17 protein-coding genes are annotated in these 14,316 nt (G+C 47.6%); 1 reads left to right on the top strand and 16 read right to left on the bottom strand.

Going from position 1 to position 14,316, the window contains the following annotated elements; genetic code table 11:
* Positions 1-22: 22 nt before the first annotated feature.
* From ACU70B_RS00370 to metG, 11 genes are all read right to left on the bottom strand, one after another.
* Complete coding sequence (locus ACU70B_RS00370; protein WP_447184385.1) at positions 23-712, bottom strand: glycosyltransferase family 2 protein; 690 nt, start codon at positions 710-712, stop codon at positions 23-25.
* The gene (locus tag ACU70B_RS00365) at positions 700-1,866 is read right to left on the bottom strand and encodes a glycosyltransferase family protein (RefSeq protein WP_447184384.1); all 1,167 of its coding nucleotides are present in this window, start codon (positions 1,864-1,866) and stop codon (positions 700-702) included. Before ACU70B_RS00365 ends, ACU70B_RS00370 begins: the two co-directional genes overlap by 13 nt.
* 138 nt (positions 1,867-2,004) lie before the next feature.
* Entirely contained in the window at positions 2,005-2,331 is a 327-nt protein-coding gene (locus tag ACU70B_RS00360; protein WP_447184383.1) for a hypothetical protein, read from the bottom strand.
* Between the two features lie 101 nt (positions 2,332-2,432).
* Positions 2,433-3,248 carry a hypothetical protein gene (locus ACU70B_RS00355; protein WP_447184382.1) on the bottom strand — a complete coding sequence of 272 codons (816 nt, stop codon included), beginning with the start codon at positions 3,246-3,248 and terminating at the stop codon, positions 2,433-2,435.
* 120 nt (positions 3,249-3,368) lie between these two features.
* Positions 3,369-3,647, bottom strand: a complete 279-nt coding sequence (locus ACU70B_RS00350; RefSeq protein WP_447184381.1) for a Veg family protein — start codon at positions 3,645-3,647, stop codon at positions 3,369-3,371.
* 172 nt (positions 3,648-3,819) lie between these two features.
* Positions 3,820-4,293, bottom strand: coding sequence for a ribonuclease H-like YkuK family protein (locus ACU70B_RS00345; RefSeq protein ID WP_447184380.1), 474 nt, complete (start codon positions 4,291-4,293; stop codon positions 3,820-3,822).
* Between the two features lie 2 nt (positions 4,294-4,295).
* Positions 4,296-5,126, bottom strand: a complete 831-nt coding sequence (gene rsmA / locus ACU70B_RS00340; RefSeq protein WP_447184379.1) for a 16S rRNA (adenine(1518)-N(6)/adenine(1519)-N(6))-dimethyltransferase RsmA — start codon at positions 5,124-5,126, stop codon at positions 4,296-4,298.
* Positions 5,127-5,329: 203 nt separating this feature from the next.
* Positions 5,330-5,992: a YhcN/YlaJ family sporulation lipoprotein gene (locus ACU70B_RS00335; protein ID WP_447184378.1), complete on the bottom strand. Its 663-nt coding sequence runs from the start codon at positions 5,990-5,992 to the stop codon at positions 5,330-5,332.
* Positions 5,993-6,133: 141 nt separating this feature from the next.
* Positions 6,134-7,102: a resuscitation-promoting factor gene (locus ACU70B_RS00330; RefSeq protein WP_447184377.1), complete on the bottom strand. Its 969-nt coding sequence runs from the start codon at positions 7,100-7,102 to the stop codon at positions 6,134-6,136.
* Positions 7,103-7,381: 279 nt separating this feature from the next.
* Entirely contained in the window at positions 7,382-8,152 is a 771-nt protein-coding gene (locus ACU70B_RS00325) for a TatD family hydrolase (RefSeq protein WP_447184376.1), read from the bottom strand.
* A gap of 60 nt (positions 8,153-8,212) precedes the next feature.
* The gene (metG, locus tag ACU70B_RS00320) at positions 8,213-10,165 is read right to left on the bottom strand and encodes a methionine--tRNA ligase (RefSeq protein WP_447184375.1); all 1,953 of its coding nucleotides are present in this window, start codon (positions 10,163-10,165) and stop codon (positions 8,213-8,215) included.
* Between the two features lie 368 nt (positions 10,166-10,533).
* Here metG and ACU70B_RS00315 point away from each other — a divergent pair, with 368 nt between their 5' ends.
* Positions 10,534-10,782 (top strand): AbrB/MazE/SpoVT family DNA-binding domain-containing protein, encoded by a 249-nt coding sequence (locus tag ACU70B_RS00315; protein ID WP_447185672.1) that lies wholly within the window; start codon positions 10,534-10,536, stop codon positions 10,780-10,782.
* A gap of 10 nt (positions 10,783-10,792) precedes the next feature.
* On the opposite strand, the gene rsmI is transcribed toward ACU70B_RS00315, so the two are convergent.
* The 5 genes from rsmI to ACU70B_RS00290 are packed head-to-tail and all read right to left on the bottom strand — an operon-like array spanning position 10,793 to position 14,310.
* Positions 10,793-11,623: a 16S rRNA (cytidine(1402)-2'-O)-methyltransferase gene (rsmI, locus tag ACU70B_RS00310; protein ID WP_447184374.1), complete on the bottom strand. Its 831-nt coding sequence runs from the start codon at positions 11,621-11,623 to the stop codon at positions 10,793-10,795.
* A gap of 1 nt (position 11,624) precedes the next feature.
* The gene (locus tag ACU70B_RS00305) at positions 11,625-12,383 is read right to left on the bottom strand and encodes a tRNA1(Val) (adenine(37)-N6)-methyltransferase (protein ID WP_447184373.1); all 759 of its coding nucleotides are present in this window, start codon (positions 12,381-12,383) and stop codon (positions 11,625-11,627) included.
* Positions 12,384-12,386: 3 nt separating this feature from the next.
* A complete protein-coding gene (locus ACU70B_RS00300) occupies positions 12,387-12,614 on the bottom strand; it encodes an initiation control protein YabA (protein WP_447185671.1) in 228 nt (75 codons plus the stop codon).
* Positions 12,523-13,326, bottom strand: a complete 804-nt coding sequence (locus tag ACU70B_RS00295) for a PSP1 domain-containing protein (RefSeq protein WP_447184372.1) — start codon at positions 13,324-13,326, stop codon at positions 12,523-12,525. The genes ACU70B_RS00300 and ACU70B_RS00295 overlap by 92 nt, the downstream gene beginning before the upstream one ends.
* A gap of 27 nt (positions 13,327-13,353) precedes the next feature.
* A complete protein-coding gene (locus ACU70B_RS00290) occupies positions 13,354-14,310 on the bottom strand; it encodes a DNA polymerase III subunit (protein WP_447184371.1) in 957 nt (318 codons plus the stop codon).
* Between the last annotated feature and the right edge of the window lie 6 nt (positions 14,311-14,316).

Below are 14,316 nucleotides of genomic sequence, written 5' to 3'. Positions count from 1 at the left end.
AAAATGTGATTATCCTAGTCACTTAACCTATTTTTTCTTGCATATAATGTAAGCATTCCACCCGGCCATCACAGAAAATACCAAATCCCTTGGTGCGTGCAGCCTCGCAAAAAGCTATATCCTCCCCGCCACGCCGACCGGAGTAGCGAGTCCCCGCTTCTATGACTGATCTCTTTATCAGGCAGGCGGCGCCGGTACAGTCCACCGGGAATACCTGGTTCCGGGGGAAATCCCTGATATGCAGGTAGCTGCCTTCCCCACCCCGCTGCAGTATGTTGTAAATACCCGGGTCTCCAAGCTCATGCCCATTGCATACCAGAGCCGATACCATATCACATTGATCCCGGAGTAATTGGACAAGGGTATTTGGAGGTACCAGGATATCGCTGTCCAAGGAAAAAAGGTAATTACAATCTGACTCTAAAAAAGCCTGCAATAGGAAGTTGCGCAGCTTGGCCAGATGGGAGAAGCTGTACTCCCCCCGGCGAAATCCTCCCGGCTGCTGATGATCCTTGAAAATCAGGGTCACCGGTTCCGGCCCTTCCCGGGCAAAGCGGGCCAATATTCCAGGGCTGGCATCACTGCAGTCATTGATGATAAAGCAATAGCTGATCTCAAACAGTCCCTTATCCAATTTTTGCAGACAGTCCAGGTAAGAAGGCAAAACCCAGGCGCGGTTACGTACCGGACAGCCTATCATCACTTTGGGCATGGATAACCTCCGGTTAGTGACAACTTAAATTTCTTGACTTCCGGGTATTTCACCCGGCTGGGAGCATAATATTTCCTGCATCGGTAAGCAACGGCTGCAGGTGGGGTCGGCAGGCTTCCCCGGGTCCTAATCCCTTTGGCCTGAAGCTTTTCCTCTATGGCCTTAAGCATTTGCTTTGCCCGGACCGTCCAGGAGTTTTCCCGGGCCAGAGCCATTCTCTGTTCACGCCGGTTCCCGGTTTCTTGCAAAGCCTGGCGGGTATGGCTTATAAACTCTGCCCGCCCGGCCGAGCAGTAAACTATATCACCGTATCTGCCCGCTTCCGGTAGTGCCGTAGTAACTATCGGGATTCCCAGCGCCATGTATTCCCACATCTTAATCGGGTTAACTGCCTCGGTCAGAACGCTGGTTTTAAAAGGAATTATACCTACGTCAAAATGGCCGGCATAGTCAATCAGCTTATCGTAGTCCTTATATCCTAACCAGTGGAGATTGGGACGCAAGGGGATATTATGAACGCCATATAACGGACCTATTATCAGGAGGCTGCAATCGGGAAAAGCTGCCGCCAGCCCATCCAGAAGTTCCAAGTCACACCAGCTGGCAACAACACCGATATATCCAATTACCTTAGCCCTAAGATCCGGTAAATCAACCGGCCTGGCCCGTTGCCCGGTTCCGGCCTGGCTGAAATAATCGTAGTCACAGCCATTGGGAAGCAGCACGGTGCAGGGATTGATTTCCCGAGCCCGTGAGAAAAGCTTATCCGAGGCCGCCAGTACTAAGTCGGCTGAAGCCACCGCCCGGGGATAATAGGTCTTCCAGGTTGAAAACCCCTCCACTGTATCATCCAGGCTGTCAAACACCCGCAGACCAGGGTTGTAGCTGCTGATGTTTTCCACCTGGGTCGGGTTGCTATAGTAAACCACCGGCCTTATATGCGCCGGATAGGAGGGCTCCTCCTGATGAAACAGGTAAAAATGCTCATTATATCTTTCAATGCCCCGCGGCTCCTCCTGGCAATGGGCACAGCGGTTCAGAAAATAAATCGTCACTCCCAGTTGGGACAGGGCCTTTAGCAACTGCTGGGGACGCTGTACCAGATAGTTGAAATCTACCGTAGGAGGGTAAATTATACCTGGTATACCGGCCATATATAAAGCCTCCAGTCATGAGTCATATCTTCAATAACCTGGGTTGATCTTCGTTCCTATAAATCTGGCGATAATCTTTCCCCGAATGTGTGGTTTTGCTCTATGGGTTCCACACCTTTTCCCTTAGGTACCCGGGGATCAGTCTTCATCATACTCCTCTTCACAATCATGCTCTGACAAGCACTGGCTGCAGAAGTCCAGCCCGCAGCCGGAACAGGTCTCCAGTTCCTGTTTTTTTACCCTCATCCCGCATTCGGAACAGTTATAGCTTACCTCGATATTACTCCGGCGTGCGGTTGCAACCATAAAAATGCTTTCTTCAATGGCGTTCTTAACCGGAACCGCTCTAAAGATTCTGGTCTTTACCTTTACTTCCGGAGCGCGTTCTTCCTCTTTTAACTCGCCTTTTTTAATCGCAAACACCTCCCCTTCTTCTCTGCCCACCGGGTTTAAAGGTGGTTTCACCTTCCGGCAGTTATATCATTATATGAAAAGTGTTCACATAAGGTTACGCAATGGAATAATTCGTTGTGCAAAATGGCAGCAGGGGGAAATCAACCATCAACTTAAATCAGATTATTTAAAAACAACCGCTTTATCCTGCTGCCCAAGCTGGGTTCGCTTTCCTGTTCCCCCGGGGAGCTTTCCCGGTCAGGAAAACCGGCTACCCGGGGATAGTGCTTTAACCGATATATATGCGATTCCTTCTCCTGCAGGTTTTGCCTTAAGCTTTCTGTTTCCCGCTGGTATAAGCTTATATCTTTAAGCAGACTGCTATTGCGCTTCTCCAGCTTGCTGATGCCTCGTTTCAAGCTGGAGATGTCGCGCTGATAAAAAAAGACTTTTCGATGCAGTTCCTGGTTCTCTTCGGCCAAACGGCTGACTTCAGCTTCCAGCCGCTCGAACAGTTGGCTGAGGGATTCCTGATTAACCTCACTCTGCTCCCCAGTCCATAACCTGACTACCTGTTCCCGGGTCGCTATCAAGGTATATTCCACCAGAAACCTTACCCGAATCTCTCCGCCCTTCAACTCACCGTCAAAAGAAATATCCTTAACATTGATGACAAAGCCTATACCCTCTTCCCTTTCCAGGCTACGGTCAAATTCGGTATAGGCTACCCGCTCGCGGAGGGTTTCTTCCTTCTTGACCAGATGCATGCGTCCTGCCGGGTCTTCCAACAGGCACAGTATATCAATTTTAACCCGCACTTCCACTGCCTGCCCCTGGGGAATTACTTCGGATTGTTTGACTTTGATTTTCAAGTCCTCCAGCATGCGGAAAAGCCGTTCAGCGGCATAGCTTCGTTCATCCCCCAACCGGCGCGGAGTATTAAGCTGAGCTGTGATTACCGGCGACCATATAGAAAAAGCCTGTTCCATACTTACACCTTCTTTTTCCATTCAATGCTAATTTATATTACAAAGTGGAGCCAAGTATGAGCCCAGGCTAAAAGGGTAAAAAAAACTGCATGGTTTGCATGCAGTACTTACCTGTTTTATTTAGTTGTTGGCAGAGGCTATACGGATTTCCGCGTCTTGAGTATCGTAAACGAAGAGTTCAACTGTTTCTGTCAGAACGTCGGCATAACTATATGAAACCCGGCGCTCGATCTTCCTCTCGTTTAATTTAACTACGAATATATTGGGGTATATAGATTCAAGAACTCCTTCTCTTTCTACGATGCGGTTCCTTCCCCGATTGGCCTTTAATCTGATTTTACTGCCCACAAAGGATTCCAGGTCTCTTTTAATATCGGATAAAGCCCTGGGAGAACTCACATTACCACCTTCTTCATACAAATATCATTTTAATTTTATAACAGGAAGGAGGCAAAGTCAATATTGAAATAATTAGTATATTAAAAAACGTTTGTGATGTCAACTGATAAATGGGCCAAAAATTTCGCTAATTACAGGTGTTTTTCGGCCTACAGACCTGGTAACGTCTCTTTTATTTGGTATATTTGTCGGCTACTTTACTGGCTGCACAGGCATTGGGTTTTATTTTGGCATCAAAACCGCTGTTGACTATCATTCCCGTTACTTCTCTTATCAGTTCCCTGGTTTCCCCGTGGGTACCGATATCCAGATGGATTTCCACCTTCATTTCTTCGTGTCCGTGCTGTTTGAGTAAGTGGGAAAGCTGGTCAGCCAGGGTCAGACTAAGAGAGGCTTCGTAGAAAATACGTTGGCGCAGGCTTTTTATTTTCTGCTCCATCACCTTGTTATAGTAGTAACGGGCGCCTTTACCCAGACGGTGAATAATAACGGCGCTGACAAAACAGGTTCCCTGCTGGCTGGGGTGAGAATCACTGCCTACCAGAAGCTTGTACGGCCGGTCTATATCTTCACTGATATAGGCCAGGATATCATTCACTACTTGGTTTAGTTCCATTTGACCTTTACTGGGGCTATGAAATATCACATTTACGCCTCCTGTAAGGGCAGGTTGTTGGCCAGTAAGGCGAAATCCTCCAGGGTGAGGTTTTCCGGTCGCGCCAGAGGAGAAATTCCCCATTGGGTTAGCCAGCCATGGATTAGGCTTTTTTCCTGTCCCGAAAAATCTGTGCAGATATTTAAGATAGTCTTTCGGCGCTTTTGAAATGAAGTTCTAAGCAAAGTTTTAAAAAGAACCTCACTTTTCAGTTCGATTCTTCGCTGCCTGGGAGTTAGGCGCAGCACAGCCGAATCAACCTCGGGCCGGGGATAGAAACAGTTACGGGATACATTCATCAGCAGTTCACTGCTGGCATAGTAGGAGGTCATCAAGGTCAGTAAGCCGTAATCCTTCCCGCCCGGACCGGCCATTATACGTTCGGCTACCTCTTTTTGCATCATAAGGGTGGCAGACTGTAAATGAGGACAGTTTTCCAGCAGGTAAAAAATAATCGGTGTGGTTATGTTATAGGGAATATTGGCACAAACCTGATAAGGCTGGGGCTCAGGCAAGGAAAATGCCCGAATCAACTCCGTTTCCAAATCCACTTCCAGAATATCGGCGAATAAAAGGCGCACGTTATCCTTGCCGGCCAAGGCTTCCTCCAGCATTACTTGTAAATCCCGATCTATGTCTATAGCCAGTACTCCCCGGCCATACTGGGTTAGCTTGGTGGTAAGAGCACCCATGCCAGGCCCGATCTCCACAATATAATAATCCGGGTTGGCTTCACATGATCTGGCTATTTTATTTAATATGTTGCCGTCTACCAAAAAATTCTGGCCCCATTTTTTACGGGGGAAAAATTTGTGGCGACGCATTAATTCTCGAACTTGAGATAAGGATTCTGCTGGTATCATACCTTTCGTATTTTCTTTGCTTATTATACTACAAATCGTCATTAAGCTGAAATTTCTGCCTCCTGTCTCCCTTTAATAAGGATAAACCCCGGGGGAAGTGGCCTGAAAAGAGCCTAATTGAAAAACCCCGGATGTTGAAGCAACACCCGGGGCGCACATTGATTTTAAAATGCCGGACGCTGTTGTTTTACCTTTCTGGTTATATCGTTAATATCGCTCTGGAAATTCTGTATGGGTTTGCCCTCAATAATACCCGCCGCAACATCATTAATCCGTTTAATCAAAGTAGGGTCAGTAGTAACCAGGACTTGAGAAATACGCCGGTCACTGGCCTTTAGTTTATTAGCCACTGTGCTCTTAATCTTGTTTTGGGTAGCAGGGTCCCTCGTCGCGGTAGGTTCCAGGGTTAGCCCAACCATTACCATCTGGCCGCTATAATTGGTTTTAGCGGTATTGGTGTTGTTCATTTTATTGTTGAGATTGTTATTAGGATTGGTGTTCATCCTACTATTGGGATTGGTGCTATTAAGGTTATTTGTGGTGGTGCTTTTATTAGTACTTTTGGTAGTACCCATACCTGCATTACTCATACCGATACTGGATACCACTACACTAGCCCGCCGAACTCCCTTTACGTTTTCGGCCATTTTTGATAACCGGCTGGCCATTACCCGTCGCTCGCTGGCAGTCATCTCGCTACTGGTTTTTTTGGCAGTGACACCAGGTTTACGTGCCGGGGTCGTCGGCTTTTTGGCTGCGTTCTGACATCCTACCAGGCTGATAAGTAGGAAACTGATGCATAATAGTAAAGTAAATAATTTACGCATGCAAGACTCACCTCCTTTATTTTTATCTATCTTATTTTTCTGTCATTAGCGCTATTTAAACCGAGGAAAACGATGGCAACTTTTAAAAAATTTGCACAAAAAAAACCCTGCCGGGTTTCGACAGGGGACTCGGATCAAGGTTTAATTTAGAACATATACCTTAACGGTTCTACGCCCCCAGCTTAAACACTGGGAACGTTCTTCCATAAAAAGATCCAGCCGATCTCCCTTTATGGAACCGCCGGTATCAGCAGCCCGGGCAAAGCCATAGCCTTCAATATACAGCCTGCTTCCCATAGGAATTACGCCTGGGTCTACCGCCACCATTCCTACCTCGGGATGCCTGCCGCTGGCGGTACGGTAACCGGTATAGGTATAGGCTGATGCCTCCATATAACGCGCTTCGCGGAAGTTTAACAGTTGATTGCCACGCGATACAGCGGTTATGGTTCCCATGGCAATAACCCGGTTTTTAGGTTCCATCAGGGTTTCACTGCTGATTACTTCCCGCTTTGCTTCCTGACCATTATGGTAGGTGATTTTAATGGTATTCCTGGCCAAACCATTCTTCCCGGGACTAAGCGTTTTAGTAAGACCGCGCTCCAAGGTATTGTCCGTAGTCCGCTCAACCCCACAGGGAATAGGTTCCTCTGTCTTGACTTCATTTTCCGTAACCCGTATTACTTCAATTTCCTGATCGGGAATAGTTTTAGGCACAGGAACGGTTTTAACAATATCCTTTTCTCCCAGTTTATAACCGGCCAAGCGAATAGCTTCTCTGATGCTTATGGGTGTGGTAATTATCTCTTTGCTGCTTCCATCAGCCGTTACTGTTACTTTGAAAGCCCGGGTCACCACGATATTGACGTCCTTTTTGACTTTGCTGCCAAGAGAAGGCTCAACCCGATCATGCTTCCCCAAGATGATAGCTTCTTTTTCCAGAACTCCCTCAACACTGCTGACAAAAAACACTCGGCTGTTGATTACTTTACCATCAACAGCAATGGTGACTGGTTTTTGTAAGGCGAAGAAAAAACTTACCCCCAGAACAAGTGCAAAGAGAATAGCGGCTGTCAGGCAAGTCTTTTTCCCAGACCAGACAATCCCCATAACTCTCCTCCCTTTCATTCAAACTATGCTTTGTAAATAGTTTGAATACATACAACATTTTAGCCAAAATATCAGACCCACGTCAAATTTTATGGGCGCTAATGGTTTTGCCTACTCTTTATGGCTGCAATTCCAAAAAGAGTCATTATTAATTATTATCGTTCTATCCTTATTTTATTCCTTAAGGGGCAAAAACTTTGCTGAAAAACATTTTTTTCCATTGCACTAATATCGTCGAAGGGAAACGGTTTGAATAAAAAAAGAGCCTTTTTCGGCTCTTCAATCATTTATGTGGAAGGCGCGCCTGGCATTAAGTCCAGTCAAGTAGGCTATCTCTTGAGGGTCTTTGTTTCTTAGCTCGGCCAGTTTACTGGCTATATAACTGACATTGGACGGTTCGTTGCGCTTGCCCCGCAACGGTTCCGGGCTTAAATAAGGGCAATCGGTTTCTATCAGAATACGTTCGAGAGGGATTTTGGCTGCCACCTCCACCGTTTTTTTGGCGTTCTTGTAGGTCAAAGGGCCGGCAAAGGACAGGTAAAAGCCTTGCTTCATCAGATCAATGGCCAGGGGCAGATGTCCGGAATAACAGTGCATTATCCCTCCGCTGCGGCCGGCCTTTTCTTTTTTTATGATATTCAGAACCTCCTGATGAGCATCCCGGTCGTGGATTACAATGGGCTTATACAATTCCTGGGCCAGCTTTATTTGCTCGATGAAGGCTCTCTCTTGCATCTCCTGCGGCGACAGGTTGCGATAGAAGTCAAGCCCGATTTCACCAACGGCCAGTACCCGGGGCTCACGGGCTAAGTCATAGAGCCCGGCTAAAATGTCATTGTTAAGGGTTTTGGCATCATGAGGGTGCACTCCCACCACGGCATAAATTTGTGGGTGCTTACGAGCCAGTTTTACTGCCTCACAGGATGATTCGTAGTCATAACCTATACATATTATCTTTTCCAGACCGGCTTGTTCAGCCCGCTGCAGAACCTGTTCCAAATCCTCTGCAAATGCCTCATCCTGCAGATGAGCATGACTGTCGATTAGCATTCAATAAACCCTCCAGCATACAGATTCCATGTATTCCAAGCCCATTCCCAAAATTAATCGCTATTTTACTCTGTTCCCGGATGCTATGCGCTCCACTGTCAGGACTTCGATATCATTGTCACCCGGGTCGGAGGCAGCGAGAATCATGCCCTGGGACAAGGTTCCCCTTAATTTGGTCGGCTTCAGGTTAGCCACCAGAACCACCCTTTTCCCTATGAGCTCCTCCGGCTGGTAGTGCTTGGCTATGCCGGATACCACAGTGCGTTCCTCTTCACCCAGGCGAACCCTGAGAATCAGCAGCTTATCGGCTTTCGGCATTTTTTCACAGGCTATTACCTCGGCCACCCTGAGTTCCATACGAGCAAAATCTTCGATACTGATATATTCCTGCTGCTTGGGTTCCCCTTTTTCTTCACTTGCTTTTTCCGCAACTGCTGCTTTGTTGTCATCCATGGCATTATCCTCCTCCAGTGTCTTTAAATCAATGCGGGGAAAGAGTATCTCTCCCTTGCTGACTTTGCTGTTACTTCTGAGCAGTTCCCACTTCCCGGCATCTTCCCAGACAAGCCGTTCAGGGTCGTCAAAAAGCTCTATCTGCTGATTGACCCTTGAGGCCAGGGTCGGCATGGCCGGAGCCAGCATGATTACTGTCATCCGTATGGATTCTGCCAGATTATACATCACTGTGCCCAGACGGGCCTTTTTATTCTCATCCCGGGCCAGCAGCCAGGGTTCGGTCTCGTCAATATATTTGTTGGCCCGGGATACCAGTTTCATCACGGCAACGAGATAGCCGGAAAAATCCAATCCCTCCAGCTTGGCGGTAGCTTCCTGATATACCTGGGCAGCCATCTGCTTTAGTTCCAGGTCAACCGGTTCCTGACCTGCAGCGGCAGGAATTTTGCCATCAAAGTAACGAATTATCATGGCCGCAGTCCTGCTGATAAGGTTGCCCAAGTCATTGGCCAGATCGGAATTGATGCGGGTAACCAGCATTTCCTCCGAGTATAGTCCATCCTGGCCGGAAGTAAGTTCTTTCACCAGGTAATAACGCACCGCATCTACCCCGTATTTTTGGATAAGAATGCGGGGGTCAATAACATTCCCTTTTGATTTTGACATTTTGCCACCTTCAAGCATTATCCATCCATGGGCAAAAACCGTTTTCGGGAGAGGGATATCCAGGGCCATCAGCATAATTGGCCAGATAATAGCGTGGAAACGGATAATATCTTTGGCCATCAAATGTACATCGGCCGGCCAGTAGCGCTGGAATTTTTCCTCATCACTGCCGTAGCCGATGGCGCTCAGGTAATTAATTAAAGCGTCAAACCACACATAGACCACATGTTTGTCATTAAACGGTACCGGAACCCCCCAGCGAAAGGTGGTACGGGATACACAGAGATCCTCCAGCCCCATCTTAATGAAACTTACCACTTCGTTGCGCCGTGATTCCGGCTGAATAAACTCAGGGTGGCTTTCAATATGTTCCAGCAGGCGGTTAGCGTATTTGGCCATTTTGAAAAAATAGCTCTCCTCTTTTACCAGTTCCGTTTCGCGTCCGCAATCCGGGCATTTGCCGTCCACCAGTTGCCGGGCGGTAAAGAAGGTTTCACAGGGGGTACAATACCAGCCTTCATACTCGGAGATAAAGATGTCTCCCTGGTCATAAACCTTTTGAAATATTTTTTTTACCACAGCTTCATGGCGTTCCTCGGTGGTACGGATAAAATCATTGTTGGTAATCAAAAGGGTATTCCACAGACGACGGATATTGCTGACTATGGTATCCACATACTCCAGTGGTTCCTGCCCCTTTTCCCGCGCCACCTTTTCTATTTTCTGACCGTGCTCATCGGTACCGGTCAGGTAAAATACATCATAACCCTGCATTCGTTTAAAACGGGCCATGCAATCAGCCGCCACCGTGGTATAGGCATGGCCTATATGTAAATTGTCACTGGGGTAATAAATAGGGGTGGTGATGTAATAACTGCGTCTTTTTTCCATTGTAATCCCTCCTGTTAAACCTGTATCTTAATTAAGAAATTGACCATTCAAAACTCATAATTTACATAGGGTTCTTCTATATAATAAGCAAACTTCACCGCGACAGCAAACGGAATCGGAAAGGAGATTGATTATAGTTTTTCATATTATCAGGTCTGATATCCGCAGCCCGGAAGCAATACCATATATTGATAAAAACGGTGGTATCTTGTGTTTCAACGTGTTATTTAGCCCATAATAAACAAATATATACTTTAAACTATATTTTTTCGTCTGAAAATGTAGAAAAATACTTGACTATTTCTCCCAGCAATGGTATATTTGCGGTGAAGAACGAAATTTGTTGATGGAGGAGGGTTGTAGCAATGATGAAATCAACCGGTGTAGTAAGAAAAGTTGATGAGCTCGGTCGTATTGTTATTCCCATTGAGCTGAGACGTACCATGGGTATCGAGGAAAAAGATGCTCTGGAAATCTATGTTGATAGCGAAAAAATTATACTTAGAAAATACGAACCCGCTTGCATATTCTGCGGTAACGCCGAAGAAGTATTTAACTATAAGGGCAAGAACCTGTGCAGAAACTGTCTGACCGAGTTAACCAAGCAAGTAGGCTAATACATAGCAATTATTCCTTGATTTCAAGAAAATACTTATAAAGGGTGGATTTTTTAATCCCGTATTCCCGGGCCTTCAACTTGAAGGCCTCTTTTTTATCCATACCCTTTTGCAGCAATTCTTCTACCTCCCGGGCAATTGCGGGCAGGCTTTTAGCCTCTGCCGCCGCTGGCTTGCCGGCAATAATCAGGCTGATCTCCCCCCGGGGTGGATTGAGGCTGTAAAAGGCGCACAGCTCTGCCACCGATCCTCTTTTAACTTCTTCATGGATTTTGGTAAGTTCTCTCACTACTGCTATTCTCCGTTCTTCTCCGAAAATAGCTTTTATATCTTCCAAACAGGCCGACAGGCGATGGGGTGCCTCATAAAGAATTATAGTCCGGCTTTCCTCTTTTAATGCCTCCAGCTTTGCCCTTCGGGGAGAACTGCGGGCGGGTAAAAAGCCTTCAAATACAAAGGCATCGGTATCCATACCAGACAGGGCCAGGGCTGATACCGATGCTGAGGGCCCGGGGACAACCTCCAGGTCTATCCCTGCCTCTATGGCTTTTTTGACCAGGCGTTCTCCCGGATCGGATATGGCGGGCATACCTGCATCAGAGACCAGCGCTATGTTCTTGCCACCTTCCAGTAGTCTAATGATGTGGTCTTCTTTTTCCGGTTTGCTATGTTCGTGGTAACTGAGCAGCGGTTTTTTGATGTGGTAACGGTTTAAAAGCCTCAGGGTGTGGCGCGTATCCTCGCAGGCAATCAAGTCCACCCGGCGCAGAATCCTAAGCAGCCGTATGCTGGCATCTTCCAGGTTGCCGATGGGAGTACCGCATATATAAAGCTTGCCCACCTTATCTTTCCTCTCCGTAGTATAAACTCATTACTTCTTTACTGTATATGCCTGCCCGCTTATAGATAATCAACGGGGAGAGCAGTTTAAACGGCCCCTGTTCTCTTTTCTGAGCCTCTACAAGTACTAACCGGGCCTCCTGCTCCTGAAAAGAATGAACTGCTCTCAGGCGAACCGGCAGAAGCCTGTGAGCCATACAGCAATTAATAATGTCCGGCAGGCGCTCACAGCGGTGAATCAGACAAAAACTGCCCCCCGGGGATAACAAATAATAGGCAGCCGCAACAAGGGCATCCAGGGTCATAGCTGTTTCGTGGCGGGCAACCGCCTCTTCCGGATCCCGGCTTATCCGCCCCTGCCCCCGGCCATAGAACGGCGGGTTGCTGATAACCAATCCGGCCGACCCCGGGGGCAAGTGTCTATCGATTTGGCAAAAATCACCCTCGACAATCTGAACTTGCTGCAGCAGGCGGTTATATTCTACACTTCTTTGGGCCCGCTCTGCCATCTGTTCCTGGATCTCAATCCCGGTAATCTTTAAATTCGGCGACCGGGCCGCCAGCAGGAGTGAAATTACCCCATTGCCACAGCCCAGATCCACCGCCTGTTTCACTTTTTCCAGAGCGGCAAAATGAGCCAGCAGGACAGCGTCTATGGAAAAGCGGTAGCCCTTCCGGGGCTGGATTAGTTTAAACCCTCCGATAATCAAATCGTCCAGGGTTTCATCCCCACCCACCAGCCTCATTGCTTCTTGCTCCACTTGTTACTCCTTTTCCAAAAAAGCTATGCAGAACAGGCATTCTTCATGGCGCACCTGACCAAAAGCAGCCGGGCAGATATGATATCCCTGCTGATAGATTCGGCCAAGGTTTTCATAGCTTTCCCCTTCCAATTCCAAATTATAGGCCGGGGGGGGTATCGGAGCCTCCTTCTGCCCCAGTTCTATCTCCAGCCGGTTCACCCGCTCCTTGATTTCCCCCACTTCCAGCATCAATTCCCGTAAGATCAATTTCAACTCCTGCAGACTTTCGTCCATGCTTGTCCTCCCCATTGCCCTTACCGGACTCATATAATTCCGATTCATATTTGAGGCAGCACATCAAGCGTCCGCAAATGCCGGAGATTTTGGTAGGGTTTAGTGACAGGTTCTGTTCTTTGGCCATGCGGATAGATACCGGTTCAAATTCCCCTAAAAAGCAATTACAGCACAGCACCCGTCCACAGGTTCCCAAACCCCCCAGCATCTTGGCCTCATCCCGCACCCCAATCTGCCGTAACTCGATTCGGGTTTTAAATATGGCTGCCAGATCTTTAACCAGTTCGCGGAAATCTACCCGTCCCTCAGCGGTAAAGTAAAATATGACTTTACCCATGTCAAAGGTATATTCGACATCAATTAAGCGCATGGGCAGCTGGTGCTCCTTGACTTTCTGCTTGCAAATCTCCATGGCTTCTTCTTCCCGCTGCTTATTCTTTCGGAAAATCTCAATATCAGCCTCGGTAGCCTTGCGAACCACACTTTTAAGCGGTAGAACCAGGTCGTCCTCGCTCATCTCCCGCCTGCCGATAGCCACGCTGCCACACTCAACCCCCCGAATAGTCTCAACTATAACGGCGTCTCCCGCCTGCAAATCGATATTTTCACACTCAAAATAATATATTTTACCGGCAGGTTTAAACCTTACCCCTGCAACCCAGGCCAATCCGATTCCTCCTTTGCGGTCTATCAACTATTGCAAGGCATTCCACAGTTGATAGCCGATACTGGTGTTTAATAATAGTGTGTTTACATTGCGCCGGTAATAAGTTTTCAGTTTCTCTATTTCCATAATCGCTGTCATTAATCTGCCTGGATCTTTAGCCTGTAATAAACTCATGATCTCCGGCGCCTCCGGAGCCAGTAACAAATCCTGGTTCCCACCCCCGATTACCAATGCGTCTCTTAAAATTGTTTCCACTATCCGAATTATTAAGTCAGGAGCGGGCTGCAATTTCTCCGCTGCCTCGAAAATAGCGGCCCGGTCGCCCTGGGCCATATCTCTGATAAGGCCCAGGGCTGCCTCCCAGATCTCCTCCAGTCCTTCTTCCTCGACAAAGCGAAGGGCACTGGCGACACTACCCTGACCCAGGCGGACTGCCCGTGAAGCTTTTTCCCTATCAAAACCGCGGGCTCGCAAAAACTCCATCAGTTCCTTTTCAGTTACCGGGAAAAAACGCACCAGCTGGCAGCGGGAAACGATAGTCTCCAGTATATTTTCATCGTCACATATGAGTATTATTAGTGCATAAATCGGCGGTTCTTCCAGAGTCTTTAACAGGGCATTGGCCGCCTCCAGGCTCATCAGGTGGGCATCCCGGATTATAGCTACCCGATGCTCGGCCCGATAAGGCTTTAAAGCCAGCCAAGGCTCCAATTGGCGGCTTATCTGTTCCTTCCCTATTAAACTGCGGTTCTCCAACTTTTCTATGATTAAAAGGTCAGGATGCATTTCTTCATTAAAATATACCCCGGCCTGTTTATCCTCCAATTCAATCAGGCTGCGTGCAAAAGCCATTGCCGCCTGCATTTTGCCTACTCCGGCGGGTCCGGAAAAAAGGTAGGCGTGGCTGGTGCTGGCATGGGCAATACTTTTTTTTATCAGCTTAACGGCTCTATCCTGTCCTACGATACCAGAAAAATAATCCATTATAAC

This window comes from Syntrophomonas curvata, from assembly GCF_052976825.1.
Note: the sequence above shows the minus strand (reverse complement) of the source record. Positions and strands in the feature narration are given on the sequence as shown.